The organism is Promicromonospora sp. NPDC019610, assembly GCF_044389365.1.
In the GTDB taxonomy this organism is placed as follows: Bacteria; Actinomycetota; Actinomycetes; order Actinomycetales; family Cellulomonadaceae; genus Promicromonospora.
Window position 1 is genome coordinate 286,597 of record NZ_JBIRXX010000002.1, and the last position, 21,257, is coordinate 307,853.

Below are 21,257 nucleotides of genomic sequence, written 5' to 3' on the forward strand. Positions count from 1 at the left end.
CGTCATGAACGTCCCCGCATCGAACCAGCAGCAGTCCCCGTCCCCGGCAGCGGCTCAGAACTCGGCCCGCGGTTCCGCGCCCACGGAGGCGCCCGCGATCCTCGACCACCGCACCCTCGGCCGCGATATGCGGATCTTCGACACCAGCCCGCTGGTCGGTTCCGGCCTGCCCCTGTGGCTGCCCGCCGGCGCGGCGGTGCGGTACGAGCTGGAGCAGTACGCGCGCGAGGTCGCACTGCGCACCGGCTGCGAGCCCGTGTACTCGCCCGTGCTCGGCAAGCGGTCGCTGTACGAGCGCTCCGGCCACTGGGCCAAGTTCGCGGACGACATGTTCCCGCCGATGTACCTCGGCGGGAACGCCGACGGCTCCGGCCCGGCCCCGCAGGCCGACGGCAGCCCGGACGTCGTTCCCGGCCCGCCGAGCGTTGCGGCCGACGCCGACCCCCTCGTCCTGCGCCCCGCCAACTGCCCGCACCATGCGCAGATCTACGCGTCCGAACCCCGCTCGTACCGTGACCTGCCGGTGCGGTACGCGGAGCTCGCGCCGATGTTCCGGGCCGAGCGCTCCGGGGTGCTGTCAGGGCTGAGCCGGGTGCGGCAGATCAACCTGGACGACGCGCACGTCTTCTGCCGTCCCGACCAGGTCGGGGCCGAGGTGCGCACCGCGCTGGCCGCCGTCCTGGAGGTGCTCGACACCCTGGGCATCGAGGTGGCGTACCTGCGCCTGTCCGGCCGGGACGCCTCGGACCGGTGGCTCGGCGCGCCCGAGCAGTGGGCCGCGGCCGAGGAGGCGCTGCGCGCGGTGCTCGACGACGTCGCGTCGCCTGCCGGCGTGCCGTGGCACGCACAGGCCGGCGAGGCCGCGTTCTACGGCCCCAAGATCGACGTCCAGGTGCTCGATGCGCGCGGCCACGAGGAGACCCTCGCGACCGTGCAGCTCGACTTCAACCAGCCCGAACGGTTCGACCTGACCTACGTCGCGGCGTCCGGCGAGCGCGAGCGGGTCGTGATGATCCACCGCGGCACCGTCGGCGCCATGGAGCGGATGGTCGCGTTCCTCCTGGAGCGCCACGGCGGACGGCTCCCGTTCTGGCTCGCGCCGGTGCAGGTCTGCCTGCTCCCGCTGCCGGACGGCGCCTCCGACGGCGCCCAGCACGACGCCTCCGACGGCGCCCCGGACGGCGCCTCGGGTGTCGACCAGCTCGTCGACGGGCTCGCCGCCGACCTGCGGGCCCGCGGCCTGCGGGTCCGGGTGGAGCGTGAGGGGTCGCTGGGCAGCCGGATCCGGCGGGCCCGGCAGCGCCGGGACGCGCTCCTGGGCGTGCTGGGCGCCCGCGAGGTGGCGGCGGGTGCGCTGGCGGTGACCGACCCGGCGTCGGGCGCGAAGGCCTCGGTGCCGCTCGCGGAGCTGGGGGACCGGCTCGCCGAGGCGGCGCGTCGGCGGGTGCCGCGCGTCGGCCTGTGAATGCCGCCGCGCCGGTGAGTGCCGCCGGGCCGGCGGGGCGGTCCGTCGTCGAGCGGTCAGCGCACCCAGGTCCGCCGGTCGCGTGCCGCCAGGTGGACGACCTCCAGCTCGCGGTCGGTGAGCACGGGCCGGTGCTTCTCGAGCCAGGGCACGAGCTCGCGGGCCGTCAGTACCTCGACGCCCTCGCCCGAGCCCTCGACGCGAGGCTCCTTGGTGCGGACGAAGACGATGACCGGCCGCACGGTGATCGGCACGCGGGTGGCCCGGCCCAGGATCTCCTGGGTGCGGCGCGCCTCGTTCCGGGCGGCCTCGGCGGTGACCTCGTGCGCGGGCCGGTGGATCGTGTGGATGGTGAAGACGCCGCCGGGCCCGATGACGAGCTGGTCGAGCTCCAGGGCGCCGCCGTCGGACTGGACGGACTGCAGCACCCGCCAGACCGGGCGCCGGGCCACGAGCGTCCAGAGCTCGTGCGCGGCGCCGCGGGCCCCGGTGATCCGGTGCCGCAGCTCCCGGTGGTACGCGTCGGGCCGGCCGGTCAGCCGGCCGCGCAGCACAGCGACCGCGTGCTGCCGGAAGTAGGTGCGGCGGCGGGCGATCAGGTGCTTCGCCGGCCGGTTGGCCGTGAGGTCGTCACCGCCCGTGAGGCGGCCCGCGCGCAGGTGCGGCAGGGCGTCGGCGACGGTGACCGGAACGCTGGAGGTCTCAGGGCCCATGGGGCGGACGTTACGTCCGCGTCGCCGGGTGCGCGCGTCCTGGCGGTGAAGGGGTCACCTGCCCGGGAACGCCTTACGTGCCACCAGCACCATGACCAGCGCGGCCACCACGAGCGCCGCGCCGGTGTACGGGACGGCGGCGACGCCCGCGCCGTCGAGCACGAGGGCGCCGAGCGCCGCACCGCCGCCGATGCCGATGTTCGCCGTCGCGTTCACCAGCGCACCGACGACGTCGGGCGAGGCGCCGTGCGTCCGGATCGCCGCGGTCTGGAACACGGCGGCGACGGCGCCGAAGCCAATGCTCCACACGGCCGCGGCGGCGAGCGTGCCGACCGTCGCCGGGAACACGATCCCGAGGGCGAGCACGCCGCCCGCGACCACGGACAGGGTGACAACGGTGGTCTGCCGGGGGCGGACGTCGAGCCGCGCGGCGGCGAACGCGGCACCGATCAGCCCCAGCGCCCCGATCAGCAGCAGAGCGGGGCCGAGCGCCGCGGTGGCGAGCCCGGCGGCCAGGAGCAGCACGGAGATGTAGGTGTAGACGGTGAAGTGGCCGAGGTAGGCCAGCGCGTTGGCCGTGGTGACCTGGGCGAGGGCGGTGCGCCGGGCGCCGCGGGCGGCGTCGTCCGGGGGAGCGCCGCCGCCCGGGACGGACGGCAGCAGAAGGGCCGTGAGCACGCCCGCGACGACGCACACGCCGGTCAGGACGAGGAACGCGTTGCGCCAGCCGACGGCGGTGCCCAGCGACGTCGACAGCGGGACGCCGAGGATGAACCCGGCCGACGCACCCAGCGTGACGAGCGCCAGGGCCCGTCCCGCGAGGTGCGGCCGCACCAGCCGCGAGGCGTACCCGATGCTCACCGAGAAGAAGACGGCGTGCGCCGCCCCGCCGAGCGCCCGGGCCGCGGCGACGACGGCGAAGGTCGGGGCGAGCGCGACGATCACGTTGCTCAGCGTGTAGACGGCGAGCGTGCCGAGCAGCACGGTCTTGCGCGGCAGCCGGCGGGTCGCCGACGTCAGCGGCAGGGCGAGCGCCGCGACCATGAACGCGTACGCGGTGACCAGGAGGCCCGCGACCGGCTCGGAGACGGCGAGGTCGTCGCTGATCAGGGGGAGCAGACCCACCGGGACCAGCTCGGTGGTGACGGCGACGAACGTGGCGAGGGCGAGGGCGAACAGGCCGCCGGCCGCGTCGCGCACGTCGCCGGGCTGCCAGGCGGTGACCTCACCACGGGAGCTGGGCATGGGCTCCATGGTGACATTCGTCGCGACCTGCCCGTTGCCGCACCCGCACCCCCTAGACTGGACCGGCCCCCGCCGCCGTGGGCCGATCCACCCTGCCACCATCCCCCTGACCGTGAGGACCATCTGCGTGATCACTGCCCATGGCGTCGAGCTGCGCGTCGGCGCGCGCGTGCTGCTGAGCGAGGCCACCTTCCGGGTCGCCTCGGGCGACCGGATCGGCCTGGTCGGTCGCAACGGTGCCGGCAAGACCACGCTGACCAAGACCCTCGCGGGCGAGACCCAGCCCACGGGCGGGCAGATCGTGCGCGGCACCGACATCGGCTACCTGCCGCAGGACCCGCGCACGGGCGACCTCGAGGTTCTCGCGATGAACCGCGTGCTCTCGGCGCGCAACCTCGACCGGGTCATCACGCAGATGCGGGAGACCGAGGGCGAGATGGCCTCGGCCGACCCGGAGACCCAGGCCGCCGCGCTGGAGCGGTACCCCAAGCTGGAGGCGCGGTTCCTCGCCGCCGGCGGGTACGCCGCGGAGTCCGAGGCGCAGATCATCACGGCGAACCTCGGCCTCGACGAGCGCGTCCTGGGCCAGCCGCTGAGCACGCTCTCCGGTGGTCAGCGCCGCCGGATCGAGCTCGCGCGCATCCTGTTCAGCGGCGTCGAGACGCTGCTGCTGGACGAGCCCACCAACCACCTCGACGCCGACTCGATCATCTGGCTGCGCGACTACCTCAAGGCCTACAACGGCGGGTTCATCGTGATCAGCCACGACGTCGACCTGCTGCGCGCCACCGTGAACAAGGTGTTCCACCTGGACGCGAACCGGGGCGAGCTCGACCAGTACAACATGGGCTGGGACACGTACCTGGAGCAGCGCGAGACGGACGAGCGGCGGCGTCGGCGCGAGCGGGCCAACGCCGAGAAGAAGGCGGGCACGCTGCTCGCCCAGGCCGAGAAGATGCGCGCCAAGGCGACCAAGGCGACCGCCGCGCAGAACATGATCAAGCGCGCCGAGAAGATGCTCGGCGGCCTGGAGAACGAGCGCGCCGCCGACCGCGTGGCCAAGCTCCGCTTCCCGACGCCGGCGCCCTGCGGGCGCACGCCGCTCACCGCGACCGGCCTGTCCAAGGCGTACGGGTCGCAGGAGGTGTTCGCCGGGGTCGACCTGGCGATCGACCGCGGGTCGCGCGTCGTGATCCTCGGCTTCAACGGCGCGGGCAAGACGACGCTGCTGCGCATCCTCGCGGGCGTCGAGGCCCCGGACACCGGCGAGGTCGAGCCGGGGCACGGCCTCAAGCTCGGCTACTACGCCCAGGAGCACGACACGCTCGACATGCACGCGACCGTCGTGGAGAACCTGCGGCACGCCGCGCCCGACCTGACGGACACGCAGGTCCGCTCCGTGCTCGGCTCGTTCCTGTTCAGCGGGGACGACGCCGAGAAGCCCGCCCACGTGCTGTCGGGCGGCGAGAAGACGCGGCTCGCGCTCGCGACCATCGTCGTCTCCGGCGCGAACGTGCTGCTGCTGGACGAGCCCACGAACAACCTCGACCCCGCGTCCCGGGCCGAGATCCTCGGGGCGCTCAAGACGTACGAGGGTGCGGTCGTGATGGTGACCCACGACGACGGCGCCGTCGAGGCCCTGGAGCCCGAGCGCGTCCTGCTGCTGCCCGACGGCGACGAGGACCTCTGGAACGACAGCTACCAGGAGCTCGTCTCCCTCGCCTGAGCCAGAGGCGTAGCGCAGGGTGCGGGCCGAGGAACGAGGCACACGCCCGGAGCGGAGCCGCCGGCTCAGGCGACGCAGCCAGAGCCTGAGCCGGCTGAACGGGTCTCCGGGAAACTGATGACGCAGCCGAGGGGGTAACGCTGAGCGAGCACTGCTCGCTCAGCGTTACCCCTTCGGCTGAGTACGTCTTTCCCCGGCGGGCCGGACGGCGTCCGCCCGCGCGCGTCGTGACCGCCCTCAGCGCAGCTGGGACTCGATCAGCGCGTCTTCCTCGTCCTCGGCGCTGCGCCGGCGCTCCTTGGGCGCCCTGCGCGCCCGGACCCCTTCGCCGTCGGCGGCCTCGCCGGAGGCCAGCAGCAGGTCGCCCGCCGACACGTTCTCCCCGCGCAGCGCGCCGCGCTCGCGGCGCCACAGCACGATGTACCCGCCCAGGGCGCCGAGCGCGAAGATGGCCCACTGGAACGCGTAGGAGAGGTGCGAGCCCGGGTCGGTGTCGGGCTTGGGCAGGGTCGCCAGCGCGACGTCGGGAGCGGGCTGCTCCGACCGTAGCGCGCCGTACGCCCCGACGGTGCGCCCCTCGGCCCACCCGGCTCCGTCGGGCCCGGCCGCGAGCACCTGGGCCGTCGAGATCGCCTGGACCTGGCCGGGCTGCGCGCCACGGTCCGACGGCGGCTCGTCGGCGCGCAGCGACACCACGACCGTCACGTCGCCCGAGGGTGCGTCGGGGACGGCGTCCGGGCCGTGCGCGTCGCGGCCGAGCGGCACCGTGCCGCGGTTGACGACCAGCACGATCTCCTGGCCGTCCGGCAGGCGCGTCTCGAACGGCACGAGCACGTGGTACCCGTTGCGGCCCGCGACCGGCCGGTTGCGCAGCAGCACGGTCGCCTCCGTGACGTAGTGGCCCTCCAGCTCGACCGGGCGCCAGACGTCGGAGTCCGGCACGACCGCACCCGGTCCGGGCAGGATCTCGTCCACGGGTACCGCGGGCGCGGACCAGTTGTTCTCGATGAGGTCGATCTCGGCCTCGCGGGACTCGTACCGGTTCCACTGCCAGCGCCCGGCGACCAGGCACAGCGCCGCCAGCACCACGGCGGCCACCGCCAGGATCACCCACTGGCGGGTCGTTCGGGGACCGCGCGCGTCGTCGGGCGCCGGGGGTCGCTCGGCCACGGGCGTCCGGCTCACGAGGCCCGGTCCAGCTCCGCGACCGGGACGGTCTGCTTCCAGAAGGACCGCGCCCCCAGGAACTGCTCGAGGTGCTCGCGGTGCTCGTCGCACGCGAGCCACACCTTGCGCCGCTGCGGCGTGTGCAGCTTCGGGTTGTTCCAGAGCAGGCCCCACACGGCCTGGTTGCCGCAGCCCTTGGCGCTGCAGATCAGCTCGCCGTCGGGAACGGCGTCGGGCGTCGCGCCCGCCAGTCCCAGCACGTCCATCAGTCGTCCACGTGGTTGATCACGCGGCCCTGGTGGGGGGCCGGGGGTGCGTCCTCGGGCAGCTCCTCGAGCATCGGGGCTGCCTGCGGCGTGACGGGGGAGGTGTCGTGCGTCGTGTGGTCGCGCCCGGCGTTGGCGATCAGCACCGCGGAGTACGGCAGCACCACCGCGGCGGCCACCAGCGCCCAGCGGATCCAGCCGTCGACCACCACGGCGCCGATGATGCAGACCACGCGGATGGACATCTGGATGAGGTAGCTGCGCGTGCGGCGCGCCTGGTCCACCGCCAGCGGCTCGGGGGCCGAGGTGATGGAGGGAACCGGCTCGCTCATCCCGTCAGTCTACGTGCGTCCGACGACGTCGGACACGACGCCGACGTACCTCACACGACCCGGTGCGCGCCGGATACGCTCGGGGTTGTTGTAGAAAACCGACAAGGTCCGGTCCATCCCTGTGGCCCGGCGCGCGCGGCGGGCGTACGACGCGCGGGGTAGCGTCGCAGCGGACCCGGATCGACCCAGGTACCGGCCGCGGCCCCCAGCCTCGCGCGGCCCTTTGCGAAAAGCCCAGCATCGAGGAGCTTCAGGTGACCACCATGCCCGCCACTCAGAGCATTGCCGCAGGTCCGACCGGCCGTGTGGTCGTCGTGACGGGTGCCGCACGCGGCATCGGTCGCGCCATCGCGGAGCGGTTCGTCGCCGACGGCGACCGCGTCGCCACGATCTACCGCGGCGGCGATCTGCCCAAGGGCGTGGAGCCCTACGTGGCCGATGTCACCGACACCGCGGCCGTCGACGCGGCGTTCACGGCCATCGAGGCCGACCTGGGTCCCGTCGAGGTGCTCGTGGCCAACGCCGGCGTGACCAAGGACCAGCTCCTCATGCGCATGAGCGACGAGGAGTTCGAGAGCGTCATCGACGTGAACCTCAAGGGCACCTTCCGCTGCGTGCGCCGCGTGTCGAAGGGCATGATCCGCGCCCGCAAGGGCCGCATCGTGCTGCTCGGCTCGATCGTGGGCCTGTCCGGCGGCCCCGGCCAGGTCAACTACTCGTCGTCGAAGGCGGCCCTGGTGGGCATGGCCCGGTCGATCACCCGCGAGCTCGGCACCCGTGGCATCACGGCGAACGTCGTCGCCCCCGGGTACGTCGAGACCGACATGACGGCCGCGCTGCCCGAGGACGTGCGCAACGGCTACCTGAAGTCGATCCCGGCCGGCCGGTTCGCCACGCCGGACGAGGTGGCCTCCGTGGTCTCCTTCGTCGCGTCCGACGCCGCCGGTTACGTCACGGGCGCCGTCATCCCCGTCGACGGTGGCCTCGGCATGGGGCACTGACCCGTAGTCTGACGCCGCCACCTGCGGCTTTGGCCGTACATATCCAACATTCTCGGCATCGAGAACGGCGCGGAGTTTCGTTCCGCGCGGCAATCCGCATTACGCTCGCACCCAGCACAGGGGTTGCTCCGGCACGCCTGCGCCTGATCGGAAGGACAACATGGGTCTCCTCGAAGGTAAGAAGCTGCTCGTCACGGGCGTGCTGACGGACTCGTCGATCGCATTCCACGCCGCCCGGCTCGCCCAGGAGGAGGGCGCGGAGGTCGTGCTCTCGTCCTTCGGCCGGCAGATGAAGCTGACCCAGGCCTTCTCCAAGCGTCTCCCCGTCGAGGCGCCGGTCGTGGAGCTGGACGCCACCAGCCAGGAGAACCTCGACGCGCTCGCCGACGCCGTGCGCGCGGAGGGCTTCGAGCGGCTCGACGGCGTGGTGCACTCGATCGGGTTCGCGCCGCAGTCCGTCATGGGCGGCAACTTCCTCTCGGGCACCTGGGAGGACGTCGCCACCGCGCTGCACGTCTCCACGTTCTCGTACAAGTCGATCGCGGTGGCCGCCAAGCCGCTGATGACCGACGGCGGCGCCGTCGTCGGCCTGACGTTCGACGCGCAGTTCGCCTGGCCCGTCTACGACTGGATGGGTGTGGCCAAGGCCGGCCTGGAGTCCGCGAACCGCTACCTGGCGCGCGACCTCGGCCCTGAAGGAATCCGCTGCAACCTCGTCTCGGCCGGGCCCATCCGCACCACCGCCGCCAAGTCCATCCCGGGCTTCGCGACGATGGAGGACGCCTGGCCGACGCGAGCCCCGCTCGGCTGGGACCAGACCACCGCAGAGCCGGCCGCGCGCGCCGTGGCCGCCCTGCTGTCCGACTGGTTCCCGGCAACGACAGGCGAGATCGTGCACGTCGACGGCGGCGTGCACGCCATGGGCCAGTAGACGGTCAGGAGGCACTTGATGGGCAGAGCGTCGGGCACGGAGCCCACCACGACGCCGTCACGGCGTCTGGTGTTGCTCCGGCACGCGAAGGCGGAGCCGGCGTCGGAACTTCCCGACGAGTCCCGGCCACTCGCCCTGCGTGGCCGGGACCAGGCAGGAAAGGTCGGCGCGGCGCTGGTCGCGTCCGGCCTCGTGCCCGACGCCGTCCTCGTCTCCGGGGCGCTGCGCACGCGGCAGACCTGGGACCTCGTGCGCAAGCACCTGGGCGAGCCGGCGGTGGCCTTCACCGACGACCTGCTCGGTGCCATGCCGCGCGGCGTCCTCGCGCTGGTGCGCGAGCTGGACCCCGCGGCGCGGACCGTCCTGGTGATCGGACACGAGCCCGCCATGGCGGGCACGGCCGAGCTCCTGGCGGGTCCCGGTTCCGAGGACGGCGCCCTCGCGCAGGTGCGCGTCGGCGTCCCGACGGCGACCTACTCCGTGCTGGAGGCCGAGCTGGACTGGGCGGACTGGGACCGCAGGACGGCCCGCCTGACGGAGGTCACGCGCCCGGCCTGACCGCCGTCAGAGGAGGGTCAGGAGGTTGTCCAGGCGGCCCTCGATCACGTGCGGGGCCTGGTCGCGGACGATCTGCTTGGCGTTGAACGCCACGCCCACCCCGGCGGCGGCGATCATGTCGAGGTCGTTCGCGCCGTCGCCCACGGCGACCGTCTGCTCCATCGGCACACCCACCTGCGCGGCCCACTCCCGCAGTGTCGCCGCCTTGGCGGCCCGGTCGACGACGGGGCCGACCGTGCGGCCGGTCAGCACGCCGTCGGCGACCTCGAGCCGGTTGGCCCGCACCAGCTCGATCCCGAGCTCCCGCGCGATCGGCCCGGCGACCTCCTCGAACCCGCCCGAGACCAGCCCGAACGCCCAGCCGCGCGCCTGGCACGCGGCCACGAGCTCCCGGGCGCCCGGCATCAGCTCGACCGCCGCGCGCACCTTCTCCAGCGCCTCGACGGGCACGCCGGCCAGCGTCGCCACCCGCTCCCGGAGCGACCCGGCGAAGTCGAGCTCGCCGCGCATCGCACGCTCGGTCACGGCGGTCACCTCGTCGCGGGTGCCCGCGTGCTCGGCGATGAGCTCGATGACCTCCTGGCGGAAGAACGTGGAGTCGGCGTCGGACACGATGAGTCGCTTCACGCTCCCCAGTGTGCCGGAGCGGCGTGCCGGGGCGCCCGGCCGTCCACCCCTTGCGATGCGAGAGCGCGTTCGACGCCACAGACCCCGCCGGCCGCGGGCCCGGGCCGGCGTCAGTCGACGATCGTGCCCTTCGGGACCACCACCAGGCCCGACTCCGTCACCGTGAAGCCGCGCGCCCGGTCCTCGTCGTGGTCGACGCCCACGCGGGCCCGCTCGTTGATGATCACGTTCTTGTCGACGATCGCCCGGTGCACGTGCGCGTAGCGGTGCACCTGGACGTCGTCCATCAGCACGGAGTTGGACACGTTCGACCACGAGTGCAGGTGCACGCCGGGGGACAGGACCGACCCGGCCGCCTGCGCGCCCGAGATGAGCACGCCCGGCGACACGATCGACTCCGCGGCGTGCCCCATCCGCCCCGGGCCCGCGTGCACGAACTTGGCGGGCGGCAGCCCCGTGTAACCCGTGTACAGCGGCCACTCCATGTTGTAGAGGTTGAAGACCGGGTGCACGGCGATCAGGTCCGTGTGCGCGTCGTAGAACGAGTCGATGGTGCCGACGTCGCGCCAGTAGTCGCGGTCCCGGTCGGTGGAGCCGGGCACGTCGTTGCGGATGAAGTCGTAGACGCCCGCCTCACCCTGGGCCACGAACGCCGGGATGATGTCGCCGCCCATGTCGTGCCGCGAGTCCGGGTCGGCGGCGTCGCGCGTGACGGCCTCGACCAGCGCGTCGGCGTCGAACACGTAGTTGCCCATCGAGGCCAGCACCTCGGTGGGGGAGTCCGGCAGGCCCGTGGGGTCGGTCGGCTTCTCCAGGAACTCGCGGATCTTCGTGGGGTCGCCCGGGTCCACGTCGATCACGCCGAACTGGTCGGCCATGTCGATCGGCTGCCGGATCGCGGCGACCGTCGCCCGCGCCCCCGACTCGATGTGCGCGTCCACCATCTGCGAGAAGTCCATGCGGTAGACGTGGTCGGCGCCCACCACGACCACGATGTCCGGACGCTCGTCGTCGATGATGTTGAGGCACTGGTAGATCGCGTCGGCGCTGCCGAGGTACCAGTGCTTGCCCACGCGCTGCTGCGCGGGGACGGGGGCCACGAAGTTGCCCAGCAGCGGCGACATGCGCCACGTCTTGGAGATGTGGCGGTCCAGCGAGTGCGACTTGTACTGCGTCAGCACCACGACGTGCAGGTACCGCGAGTTCACGATGTTGGACAGGGCGAAGTCGACCAGGCGGTAGATACCGCCGAAGGGCACTGCGGGTTTGGCGCGGGCGGCGGTGAGCGGCATCAGCCGCTTTCCCTCACCGCCGGCGAGGACGATCGCAAGGACGCGGGGAGCGGAGGCCATACGGTGACATTAAGGCCTTTCCGCCGGTTCCGTCAGGTGGCACGCTGAGACGTCGCGCACGCTAGGTTGGCACTGTGCCCGACGTTCCCGCCGCCCCCGGCTTCGCCCCCCGTCCCGACGTCGCCGCGCCGGACGTCGCCGCCCGGCCCGGCGGCGCGCTCCGCGTGGACCTGCTCACCCGCGAGTTCCCGCCCCACGTCTACGGCGGCGCGGGCGTGCACGTCGCGGAGCTGGCCGCCGTCCTGGCCCAGCACGCGGACGTGCGCGTGCGCTGCTTCGACGGCCCGCGCGACGCCGCGACCGAGGCGTCCGGCGTCACCGGCTACACCACGCCGACGGCGCTCGCGGACGCCAACGCGGCCCTCGCCACGCTGGGTACCGACCTCGTGATGGCCGACGACGTCGCGGGCGCCGACCTGCTGCACTCCCACACCTGGTACGCCAACATGGCGGGGCACCTCGGTGGCCTCCTGCACGACGTGCCGCACATCGTCACGGCGCACTCCTTGGAGCCCCTGCGGCCCTGGAAGGCCGAGCAGCTCGGCGGGGGCTACGCGCTCTCCTCGTGGGCCGAGCGCACCGCCTACCTGGGCGCCGCGGGCGTCATCGCGGTCTCGGCGGGCATGCGGGCCGACATCCTGCGCGTCTACCCGGAGCTCGACCCCGACCGCGTGCACGTGGTGCACAACGGCATCGACCTCTCGGGCTGGCGGCGGCCCGACGCCGACGACGACGTCGCCCGGGCCGACGCCGCCGCGACCGTGCGCCGGCACGGCATCGACCCCGACCGGCCCGCCGTCGTGTTCGTCGGCCGGATCACGCGGCAGAAGGGCCTGCCGTACCTGCTGCGCGCGGCCGCCGCGCTGCCGCCGGAGGTGCAGCTCGTGCTGTGCGCCGGGGCACCGGACACGCCGGAGATCATGGCCGAGGTCCTTGGCCTGGTCGAGCGCCTGCGCGAGACCCGAACCGGCGTCGTCTGGATCGAGGAGATGCTCCCGCGGCCCGACCTGATCGCGGTCCTGGGTGCGTGCACCGTCTTCGTCTGCCCCAGCGTCTACGAGCCGCTCGGCATCGTGAACCTGGAGGCCATGGCCGTGGGCCTGCCCGTGGTGGGCACGGCCACGGGCGGCATCCCCGAGGTGGTCGACGACGGCGTCACCGGCCTGCTGGTGCCCATCGAGCAGTCCGACGACGGCACCGGCACGCCGCTCGACCCCGACCGGTTCGTGGCCGACCTCGCGGCGGCGCTGACCCGCGTGGCGACCGACGCCGAGGGCGCGGCGGTGATGGGGGCCGCCGGCCGGCGCCGGGCGGAGGAGCACTTCACCTGGGCCGCGATCGCCGACCGCACCATGGACGTCTACGAGCGCGTGCTGGCGGGCGCGTAGCGCGTCGGGCGCCTCAGCATCAGGCGCAGTGCGTCAGGCGATCTGACCGTACGTCGCCGCGCTCATCGCGTGGCGCGCCGTGCGGTCGACCTCGCGCAGCGCCGTGGACCGCTGGTCGACCTGGAAGACGTTCACCGCCCCGCCGTCGTCCACCGTGCCCAGCGCGACGATCGCGCGCAGCCGGCTGGCGAGGTCCAGCACGCGGGCGCGCCGGCCGTCCAGGTGCGGCACCGGCCACGACGACGTGCTGGCCGAGCGGATCCGCTCGATGGCGTCGGCCGCGTCGTCGCGCCACCGGGCGACGTCGAGCTGGTCCAGGGCGTCCGTGGCCGTCATCAGGCTCGTGCGCAGCTCCCGCTCGGCGTCGGCCACCGAGCCGATCGTGCCGTGCACCAGGGTGGTCCACGCGGGGACCGGCAGCACGCGCCACGTCACCAGGTGCCCCGGCTCGATGTGGCTGCCGAACGCCTGCACCCGCGGCACGGCGGCCCAGCTCCCGGCCGGTGTCGTGACCACCACGCACTCGCCGGCCTCCGTGGCCTCGTGGTTGGCGGCCGCCGGGACGCCCGCGGCGTCGCCCGGCGCGGGCAGCAGCGCGCAGACCTCGCGCGGCCCCTCCGTCCACGCGGTGAAGAGGGTGTCGAGGTCTGTTCCGTCGGCAAAGCCGGCTAGCCCCTCCACGGTGTGCGGCTCGTCGTCGCCCACCACGGACTTCACGGCGTCCGAGGTGTCGCCTATGCCCTGCAGCCACAGGGCGAGCAGCACGCTCCGGGGGAGGTCCTGTTCGGTGTCCACCGCAGCACTGTAAATGACGGTCGACCAGGTAGGGTCGGTGCCCATGAGCTCGGTTCTCCATCTTGCGGGCGTCACCGTCCGTCGCGGCACCTCGACCATCCTCGATTCCGTGGACTGGCAGGTGAACGAGGGAGAGCGGTGGATCGTTCTCGGGCCCAACGGCGCCGGCAAGACAACCCTGCTCCAGATCGTCGCCGCGCGCCTGCACCCGACGTCGGGCACCGCGAAGATCCTGGACGCGACCCTCGGGCGGGTCGACGTGTTCGAGCTGCGCCCGCGCATCGGCATCTCCAGCGCGGCGCTCGCCGAGCGCCTGCCGACGGCGGAGACGGTGCGCGACGTGGTGCTGACCGCCGCCTACGGCGTGACGGGGCGCTGGCGCGAGAGCTACGACGAGCTCGACGAGCAGCGGGCCAAGGACCTGCTCTCGGCGTTCGACGTCGACCACCTCGCCGAGCGCACCTACGGCACCCTCTCGGAGGGCGAGCGCAAGCGCGTGCAGATCGCGCGGGCCCTGATGACCGACCCCGAGCTGCTGCTGCTCGACGAGCCCGGCGCGGGCCTCGACCTGGGCGGCCGCGAGGAGCTGGTGGCCACGCTGGCCGGCCTGGCGAGCGACCCCGCCTCGCCGGTGCTGGTGCACGTGACGCACCACGTCGAGGAGATCGCGCCGGGCTTCACGCACCTGCTGCTCATGAAGAAGGCCGGGATCCAGGCGGCCGGACCGATCGAGGAGGTCCTCACCGCGGACAACCTCTCGGCGGCCTTCGGGCTGCCGCTCGTCGTGGCCCACGGCGGCGGTCGCTGGCTGGCGCGCGCCGCACGCTGACCGCCTTTCCGCCCGGCCCCGACCTGGAATGTTCAGGGCCCTCAGGAAAAGTGTTTGAAACGGCGATTTCACTATCGCTGTGTCAGTGGTCCTTGGTAAAGTCCGGGCAAAGGTCCGAGGTAGCGGTAATTTCACCGCGAGGGCCCGCCGTCGGAGAGGTTCCGGCGGCGCCCGGTCGCCAGCCGGAGTGGACGCTCGGAGGGAGCAACCCATGGCATGGTTGTGGTGGGTAGGAGCGGCGCTGATCTTCGCGCTGATCGAGCTCTTGTCGTTGGACTTCGTCTTCATCATGTTCGCCGGCGGGGCGCTGGCCGCCGCCGTCGCGAACGGCGTGGGTGCGCCGCTGTGGGTCCAGGCCATCGTGTTCGTGGTGGCGTCGGTGGTGCTGCTCGTGACCCTGCGCCCCACGCTGATCCGGCACCTGCGCAACAACACGCCCAAGTCGCCCACCAACGCCGAGGCGAACGTCGGCCGTACGGCGTCGGTGGTCCAGGAGGTCAGCACCGCGTCGGGGCTGATCAAGCTGAGCGGAGAGGTGTGGAGCGCACGGTCCGTGCCCGGGTCGCCGCTGCTGCCCGCCGGCACTAGCGTTCGTGTGGTCCAGATCGACGGCGCCACCGCCGTCGTCGAGCCGGCGTAAGACCGCCTGGCGCCTGGGCGCCCCTGTGTGTTGTCCCCCCAGACAGTCCAAGTCAGAAGCTACCTGTGCTCATCAGGAGCTTGAAAGCCGCCCGCGGGCCAAGGTGCCCGCGTAAGGAGACGTCGTGGAGTCATTCGGGCAAGTCCTGCTCTATCTGATCATCGCCCTGGTGGTGATCGTCGGTATCGTCGCGGTCATTCGCGCCGTGCGGATCGTTCCTCAGTCGGTGGCGCTCGTGGTCGAGCGCCTGGGTCGCTACTCGAAGACGCTCGACCCGGGCCTGCACGTGCTGGTGCCGTTCGTGGACCGGGTCCGCGCCGGCGTGGACCTGCGCGAGCAGGTCGTCTCGTTCCCGCCCCAGCCCGTGATCACCAGCGACAACCTGGTCGTCGAGATCGACACCGTCATCTACTTCCAGGTGACGGACGCCAAGTCCGCGGTCTACGAGATCGCGAACTACATCACCGCCATCGAGCAGCTCACCGTGACCACGCTGCGTAACGTGATCGGCTCGATGGACCTCGAGCAGACGCTGACCAGCCGTGACCAGATCAACGGCCAGCTGCGCGGTGTGCTCGACGAGGCGACCGGCCGATGGGGCATCCGCGTCAACCGCGTCGAGCTCAAGTCGATCGACCCGCCGCCCTCGGTGCAGGGCTCCATGGAGCAGCAGATGCGCGCCGAGCGTGACCGCCGCGCCGCGATCCTCACCGCGGAGGGTGTCAAGCAGTCGGCCATCCTCACGGCCGAGGGTCAGAAGCAGTCCGAGATCCTGAAGGCCGAGGGTGACGCCCAGGCGCAGATCCTGCGGGCCGAGGGTGAGTCGCGAGCGATCCTCCAGGTCTTCGAGGCCATCCACCGCGGCGACGCGGACCCGAAGCTGCTGGCGTACCAGTACCTGCAGACGCTGCCGCAGATCGCGAACGGCACGTCCAACACGACCTGGGTCATCCCCACGGAGTTCACCGCCGCGCTGGGCAACATCGCCTCGGGCTTCGGTGGCGGCGCCGGCCCCGCGGTCCCGCCGCCCCCGCCGGGCGAGGGCCCCTCGGGTCCGCGCCTGCCCATCGACTCGGTGCTGGACGAGCCCCTGCTGCCGGACCCCGCCGAGGCCCTCGCCGAGGCGCAGCGGCAGGCCGAGGCCGCCACGGCCGACGCGACGAGCGCCGGCACGCGGTCGGGCGAGCCGTTCGACACCGAGTCCGAGCGCGGCCAGCGCCCGGGCGGGTCCACGCCGCCCCCGCCGGTGCCCCCGGCACCGCCGGCCGGCTGACGGCGACACTCGGCTGACGGCTCGGCTGAGCCGAACCGTCGCCGGCAGTTCACGGAAGCCCTCCGGTGCTCGCACCGGAGGGCTTCCGCATGTCCCCCCGGGTCTGCCGTGGGCGTAATCCAGTTGCGGAGTGAGCGCTCACTCAATTACTGTCGGCGCCATGGACAACGCACGGACGCGGGCACCCCGCATGTCTCCCGAGGACCGCCAGGCGGCCATCGTCGACGCGGTGCTGCCGCTGGTCGCCGAGCGGGGGCACGACGTGACCTCGCGCGAGCTGGCCCAGGCCGCCGGGGTCGCGGAGGGCACCCTGTTCCGGGCGTTCGGCGACAAGACGGCGCTGGTCGGCGCCGTCGCCGTCGAGGGCCTGGCGCGGGCGGGCCAGCCCGAGCAGACCCTCGCCGAGCTCACCGGCATCGACCCGGGGCTGCCGCTCGAACGGCGCCTGGAGCTCGTGATCGAGCTGGGGCGGCACCGCGTGGCCGAGGTGATGCGGTGGATGTCCGTGCTGCGCAGCATGGCGCCGTCGCCCGGTGGTCCGGGCATGCCGTTCGGCGCGCCGCCGGCCGCCTCCGGCGCCGCGGGCGGGTCCCCGCCGGTGGCGCCGCCGGGCCCACCGGGCCCGCCCGGCCCGCGGGTCGTGACGCCGGGGCCGCCACCCGGCGCAGGGTCCGTGGCCGACCAGCACGAGCGCATGCTCACCTACCGCAAGACGCTGCTGGAGCAGCGGGCTCGTCAGCGCGCGGCTACGGTCGAGGGGATCACCGCCGTCCTGGCGCCGGACGCACACCGTCTGCGGGTCCCCGTCGAGGTGGCGATCTCGCTGGTTGAGTCCGCCATCGCGGGCGCGCACCTGCGGATCGACCACCTGCAGCCCGCGGTGCCGGCCGACGTGCTGGCCGACGCCCTCGTGAACGGCCTCGCCGGCCCCCCGAAATTGCCTGGCCCCGACACCGTGGAGGGTGCAGCCTCCACTGCGGGAGCCGGTGCACCAGGTTCTTCAACCCCCAGCCCTGAAGGGAACTCTTGATGCTCGTCACGCTCGCCCGGAGATATCTGGGCCCGTACCGCTGGGCGGTGGTCGCGGTGCTCGTCCTGCAGCTGGTGCAGACGCTCGCGGCCCTGTACCTGCCCAGCCTCAACGCCGACATCATCGACCGCGGTGTGGTGCGCGGCGACATCGGCTACATCTGGAGCACGGGCGGCTGGATGCTGGTCGTGTCGCTGGGCCAGGTCGTCGCGTCGGTGATCGCCGTCTACTTCGGCGCGCAGGTCGCCACGGCGTTCGGCCGTGACCTGCGGCGCGACGTGTTCCACTCCGTGCAGACCTACTCGGCGCGCGAGATGGCGCAGTTCGGGGCGCCGACCCTGATCACGCGCAGCACCAACGACGTGCAGCAGGTCCAGATGACCGTGCTGATGACGTTCACCATCATGGTGATGGCGCCGATCATGCTGGTCGGTGGCGTCATCCTGGCGCTGTCCGAGAACGTCACGCTGTCCGCGCTGCTCGTCGTCATCGTGCCGGTGCTGGCCGCCACGGCCGGCGTCATCGTCTGGCGCATGGTGCCGCACTTCCGGCGCATGCAGAAGCGGATCGACGCCATCAACTCCGTGCTGCGCGAGCAGATCACGGGCCTGCGCGTGGTGCGCGCCTTCGTGCGCGAACGGCGCGAGACCCAGCGCTTCGGCGTGGTCAACGAGGAGCTGTTCGACACCTCGCTGCGCGCCGGCCGCCTGATGGCGCTGACGTTCCCGGTGGTCATGCTCATCATGAACCTGTCGTCCGTGGCCGTGCTGTGGTTCGGCGCGCACCTCATCGAGGACGGGAGCATGCAGATCGGCTCGCTGACGGCGTTCCTGAGCTACCTCATGTACATCCTCATGGCCGTGATGATGTCCACGATGATCTTCATGATGATCCCGCGCGCCGCGGTCGCGGCGGAGCGCATCGGGGAGGTCCTGGACACCGAGCCGTCCGTCGTCGACCCGGAGCACCCGGTCGCCCTGCCCGGCCTGCGGGTCGTGGAGGACGGTTCGCCGGAGAGCAACGGTTCGCCGGAGAGCAACGGCTCGCCCGACGGCGTCGGCGCGGGTCCACGCGGCCGCGTCACCTTCGAGGGCGTCGAGTTCCGGTACCCGGGCGCCGAGGAGCCCGTGCTGCACGACCTGACGTTCACGGCCGAGCCGGGCCAGATCACCGCGATCATCGGCTCGACCGGCTCCGGCAAGTCGACGCTGCTCAACCTGGTGCCGCGCCTCTTCGACGCCACCGGTGGCACGGTCCGGGTGGACGACGTCGACGTGCGGGACCTCCTGCAGCGCGACCTCGGCTCGCTCATGGGCCTGGTGCCGCAGAAGGCGTTCCTGTTCACCGGGACCGTCGCCGACAACCTCCGGTACGGCAAGCCCGACGCCACCGAGGACGAGATGTGGGCGGCGCTCGAGGTGGCCCAGGCGCGCGACTTCGTCGAGGCGCTGCCGGACGGCCTGGAGTCCGTCGTGGCGCAGGGCGGCTCGACGTTCTCCGGCGGGCAGCGCCAGCGGCTCGCCATCGCGCGGGCGGTGATCCGCAAGCCCCGCATCTACCTGTTCGACGACAGCTTCTCCGCCCTCGACTACGCGACCGACGCCCGGCTGCGGGCCGCCCTGCGGCCGCAGACCGCCGACGCGACGGTGATCGTCGTCGCGCAGCGCGTGGCGACCATCCGCGACGCCGAGCAGATCCTGGTGCTCGACCACGGCCGCATCGTCGGCCGCGGCACGCACGCGCAGCTGCTGGCGGACAACCCGACGTACCAGGAGATCGTGACGTCCCAGATGAGCCTGGAGGAGGCGGCGTGAGCGGCGTGAGCAACGAAGAGAAGCCTCAGGGCGAGAGCCAGGGCACGACGACGGCACCGCCACGCGGCCCCGGCGGTCCTGGACGGGGACCCGGGCCGATGGGCATGGGCATGGGGATGCCCGTGCAGAAGCCGATGGACTTCAAGGGGTCGCTGCGCCGGTTCGCCGGCATGCTGCGTCCCGAGCGCCTGAACGTCGTGGTGCTCATGGTGCTGGGCATCGGCTCGGTGGCCCTGACCGTGCTCGGGCCCAAGCTGCTCGGCAACGCGACCAACGTGATCTTCGCGGGCGTCGTGGGCTCGCAGCTCCCCGCCGGGGTGACCACGGAGCAGGCCGAGGCCGGCCTGCGCGCGGAGGGCCAGGACCAGATGGCCGACCTGTTGTCCGGCGTCGTGGGCGTGGTGCCCGGCCAGGGCATCGACTTCACGATGCTCATGCAGACCCTGGGCTGGGTGGTCGCGGCGTACGTCGGGGCGTTCCTGTTCGGGTGGCTGCAGGCCCGGATCACCGCCGGCGTCGTGCAGCGGACCATGCGGGACCTGCGCGACCAGGTGGAGGCGAAGCTGCACCGCATCCCGCTGTCCTACGTGGACGCCAAGCAGCGCGGCGAGATCCTCTCGCGCGTCACCAACGACATCGACAACGTGGCGCAGACCACCACGCAGACCCTCGCGCAGCTCGTCACCGCCGTCCTGACGGTGATCGGTGTGCTCGGCATGATGTTCTGGATCTCGCCGGTCCTCGCGCTCGTGGCGCTCGTGACGGTGCCGCTGTCCGTGATCCTCACGGCGCAGATCGCCAAGCGCAGCCAGCCGCAGTTCGTGGAGCAGTGGGCGGCCACGGGGCGCCTGAACGCGCACATCGAGGAGTCGTTCACCGGGCACGCGCTGGTGAAGGTCTACGGGCACCAGGAGTCCACGGCGGAGGCGTTCGCCGAGGAGAACCGTGCGCTGTACGCGTCCAGCTTCAAGGCGCAGTTCATCTCGGGCACGATCCAGCCGGCGATGGGCTTCCTCGCGAACCTGAACTACGTGATCGTCGCGGTGATCGGCGGCCTGCGTGTCGCCTCGGGCACGCTGTCGCTGGGTGACGTCCAGGCGTTCATCCAGTACTCGCGCCAGTTCACGCAGCCGCTCACGCAGGTGGCCTCCATGATGAACCTGCTGCAGTCCGGCGTGGCCTCCGCCGAGCGGGTGTTCGACCTGCTGGACGCCCCGGAGCAGTCCCCGGACCCGGAGCGGTCGCAGAAGGTGGAGCCGGTGCGCGGCCGGGTCGCGTTCGAGGACGTCACGTTCTCGTACACGCCCGACCAGCCCCTGATCACCGGGCTGAACCTGGTTGCGGAGCCGGGGCAGACCATTGCCATCGTCGGACCCACGGGCGCCGGCAAGACGACGCTGGTCAACCTCCTCATGCGGTTCTACGAGGTGGACGGCGGGCGCATCACCCTGGACGGCGTGGACACGCGCGACATGTCGCGCGACGACCTGCGCTCGTCGGTCGGGATGGTGCTCCAGGACACCTGGCTGTTCAAGGGCACCATCGAGGAGAACCTCCGGTACGGCGTGCCGGACGGCGTGACGGTGGACGAGGACGAGTTCCTCGCCGCAGCCCGGGCCACCCACGTGGACCCGTTCGTGCGGACGCTGCCCGACGGCTACGACACCGTCGTGGACGAGGAGGGCTCGTCGGTCTCGGCCGGCGAGAAGCAGCTCCTCACGCTGGCGCGGGCGTTCCTGGCGGACCCGGCGATCCTCGTGCTCGACGAGGCGACGTCGTCCGTGGACACCCGCACCGAGGTGCTGGTGCAGGAGGCCATGAACCGGCTGCGCAAGGACCGGACGTCGTTCGTCATCGCGCACCGGCTGTCCACGATCCGCGACGCCGACGTGATCCTCGTGATGGAGCACGGCGACATCGTGGAGCAAGGCTCGCACGACGACCTGCTCGCCGCGAACGGCGCCTACGCGCGCCTGTACGCGAGCCAGTTCGCGGCCCCGGCGGTGGAGGAGACGGCCGCGACGTAGCCCGCACGGGGCGGCCCCGGCCGTCACCAAGGACCATGCAGCTGCTGCCAGGACGTGCTGGATCCTGGCAGCAGCTGC

General features: G+C 72.7%; 20 protein-coding genes. 12 read left to right on the top strand and 8 right to left on the bottom strand.

The window, feature by feature from the left end; genetic code table 11:
- Nucleotides 1–4 precede the first annotated feature (4 nt).
- A complete protein-coding gene (locus ACH45N_RS12875) occupies nt 5–1,465 on the top strand; it encodes an aminoacyl--tRNA ligase-related protein (protein WP_397394357.1) in 1,461 nt (486 codons plus the stop codon).
- A 56-nt stretch (nt 1,466–1,521) separates the two neighbouring features.
- Here ACH45N_RS12875 and ACH45N_RS12880 read toward each other — a convergent pair whose 3' ends face one another.
- Both ACH45N_RS12880 and ACH45N_RS12885 read right to left on the bottom strand, forming a co-directional pair.
- The gene (locus ACH45N_RS12880; RefSeq protein ID WP_397394359.1) at nt 1,522–2,178 is read right to left on the bottom strand and encodes a hypothetical protein; all 657 of its coding nucleotides are present in this window, start codon (nt 2,176–2,178) and stop codon (nt 1,522–1,524) included.
- Between the two features lie 54 nt (nt 2,179–2,232).
- Entirely contained in the window at nt 2,233–3,423 is a 1,191-nt protein-coding gene (locus tag ACH45N_RS12885) for an MFS transporter (RefSeq protein ID WP_397394361.1), read from the bottom strand.
- A gap of 127 nt (nt 3,424–3,550) precedes the next feature.
- Here ACH45N_RS12885 and ACH45N_RS12890 point away from each other — a divergent pair, with 127 nt between their 5' ends.
- Nucleotides 3,551–5,149, top strand: a complete 1,599-nt coding sequence (locus ACH45N_RS12890; protein WP_397394362.1) for an ABC-F family ATP-binding cassette domain-containing protein — start codon at nt 3,551–3,553, stop codon at nt 5,147–5,149.
- Nucleotides 5,150–5,386: 237 nt separating this feature from the next.
- Here ACH45N_RS12890 and ACH45N_RS12895 read toward each other — a convergent pair whose 3' ends face one another.
- Genes ACH45N_RS12895 through ACH45N_RS12905 form a run of 3 tightly spaced genes read right to left on the bottom strand, consistent with a single transcriptional unit; the run spans nt 5,387 to nt 6,914 of the window.
- Nucleotides 5,387–6,334 (bottom strand): SURF1 family protein, encoded by a 948-nt coding sequence (locus tag ACH45N_RS12895; RefSeq protein WP_397394364.1) that lies wholly within the window; start codon nt 6,332–6,334, stop codon nt 5,387–5,389.
- The gene (locus ACH45N_RS12900) at nt 6,331–6,582 is read right to left on the bottom strand and encodes a hypothetical protein (RefSeq protein ID WP_397394366.1); all 252 of its coding nucleotides are present in this window, start codon (nt 6,580–6,582) and stop codon (nt 6,331–6,333) included. Before ACH45N_RS12900 ends, ACH45N_RS12895 begins: the two co-directional genes overlap by 4 nt.
- Nucleotides 6,582–6,914: a DUF3099 domain-containing protein gene (locus tag ACH45N_RS12905; protein WP_397394368.1), complete on the bottom strand. Its 333-nt coding sequence runs from the start codon at nt 6,912–6,914 to the stop codon at nt 6,582–6,584. The genes ACH45N_RS12900 and ACH45N_RS12905 overlap by 1 nt, the downstream gene beginning before the upstream one ends.
- Nucleotides 6,915–7,177: 263 nt before the next feature.
- On the opposite strand from ACH45N_RS12905, the gene ACH45N_RS12910 reads away from it, so the two are divergent.
- From ACH45N_RS12910 to ACH45N_RS12920, 3 genes are all read left to right on the top strand, one after another.
- Nucleotides 7,178–7,915, top strand: a complete 738-nt coding sequence (locus ACH45N_RS12910) for a beta-ketoacyl-ACP reductase (RefSeq protein ID WP_397397441.1) — start codon at nt 7,178–7,180, stop codon at nt 7,913–7,915.
- 160 nt (nt 7,916–8,075) lie between these two features.
- Nucleotides 8,076–8,846, top strand: a complete 771-nt coding sequence (fabI, locus tag ACH45N_RS12915) for an enoyl-ACP reductase FabI (protein WP_020013108.1) — start codon at nt 8,076–8,078, stop codon at nt 8,844–8,846.
- An 18-nt stretch (nt 8,847–8,864) separates the two neighbouring features.
- Entirely contained in the window at nt 8,865–9,404 is a 540-nt protein-coding gene (locus tag ACH45N_RS12920) for a SixA phosphatase family protein (RefSeq protein ID WP_397394370.1), read from the top strand.
- Between the two features lie 6 nt (nt 9,405–9,410).
- On the opposite strand, the gene serB is transcribed toward ACH45N_RS12920, so the two are convergent.
- Complete coding sequence (gene serB / locus ACH45N_RS12925) at nt 9,411–10,031, bottom strand: phosphoserine phosphatase SerB (RefSeq protein WP_397394372.1); 621 nt, start codon at nt 10,029–10,031, stop codon at nt 9,411–9,413.
- Nucleotides 10,032–10,141: 110 nt separating this feature from the next.
- Nucleotides 10,142–11,383 carry a glucose-1-phosphate adenylyltransferase gene (gene glgC, locus ACH45N_RS12930; RefSeq protein WP_397394374.1) on the bottom strand — a complete coding sequence of 414 codons (1,242 nt, stop codon included), beginning with the start codon at nt 11,381–11,383 and terminating at the stop codon, nt 10,142–10,144.
- 164 nt (nt 11,384–11,547) lie between these two features.
- Here glgC and glgA point away from each other — a divergent pair, with 164 nt between their 5' ends.
- Nucleotides 11,548–12,771, top strand: a complete 1,224-nt coding sequence (gene glgA / locus ACH45N_RS12935; RefSeq protein ID WP_397397443.1) for a glycogen synthase — start codon at nt 11,548–11,550, stop codon at nt 12,769–12,771.
- A gap of 33 nt (nt 12,772–12,804) precedes the next feature.
- Here the strand turns inward: glgA and ACH45N_RS12940 are convergent, their stop codons facing one another.
- Nucleotides 12,805–13,566: a hypothetical protein gene (locus tag ACH45N_RS12940; protein ID WP_397394376.1), complete on the bottom strand. Its 762-nt coding sequence runs from the start codon at nt 13,564–13,566 to the stop codon at nt 12,805–12,807.
- A gap of 43 nt (nt 13,567–13,609) precedes the next feature.
- On the opposite strand from ACH45N_RS12940, the gene ACH45N_RS12945 reads away from it, so the two are divergent.
- The 6 genes from ACH45N_RS12945 to ACH45N_RS12970 all read left to right on the top strand — a co-directional run bounded on the left by ACH45N_RS12945 (nt 13,610) and on the right by ACH45N_RS12970 (nt 21,179).
- Nucleotides 13,610–14,395 carry an ABC transporter ATP-binding protein gene (locus tag ACH45N_RS12945; RefSeq protein WP_397394377.1) on the top strand — a complete coding sequence of 262 codons (786 nt, stop codon included), beginning with the start codon at nt 13,610–13,612 and terminating at the stop codon, nt 14,393–14,395.
- Between the two features lie 211 nt (nt 14,396–14,606).
- Nucleotides 14,607–15,035, top strand: a complete 429-nt coding sequence (locus tag ACH45N_RS12950) for an NfeD family protein (RefSeq protein WP_397394379.1) — start codon at nt 14,607–14,609, stop codon at nt 15,033–15,035.
- A 124-nt stretch (nt 15,036–15,159) separates the two neighbouring features.
- Nucleotides 15,160–16,308 carry an SPFH domain-containing protein gene (locus ACH45N_RS12955; protein WP_397394381.1) on the top strand — a complete coding sequence of 383 codons (1,149 nt, stop codon included), beginning with the start codon at nt 15,160–15,162 and terminating at the stop codon, nt 16,306–16,308.
- A gap of 160 nt (nt 16,309–16,468) precedes the next feature.
- Nucleotides 16,469–17,338, top strand: coding sequence for a TetR/AcrR family transcriptional regulator (locus tag ACH45N_RS12960; protein ID WP_397394383.1), 870 nt, complete (start codon nt 16,469–16,471; stop codon nt 17,336–17,338).
- Nucleotides 17,338–19,152 (top strand): ABC transporter ATP-binding protein, encoded by a 1,815-nt coding sequence (locus tag ACH45N_RS12965; protein ID WP_397394385.1) that lies wholly within the window; start codon nt 17,338–17,340, stop codon nt 19,150–19,152. Before ACH45N_RS12960 ends, ACH45N_RS12965 begins: the two co-directional genes overlap by 1 nt.
- A gap of 116 nt (nt 19,153–19,268) precedes the next feature.
- Nucleotides 19,269–21,179 (top strand): ABC transporter ATP-binding protein, encoded by a 1,911-nt coding sequence (locus ACH45N_RS12970; RefSeq protein WP_397397445.1) that lies wholly within the window; start codon nt 19,269–19,271, stop codon nt 21,177–21,179.
- The last annotated feature ends 78 nt before the right edge of the window (nt 21,180–21,257 follow it).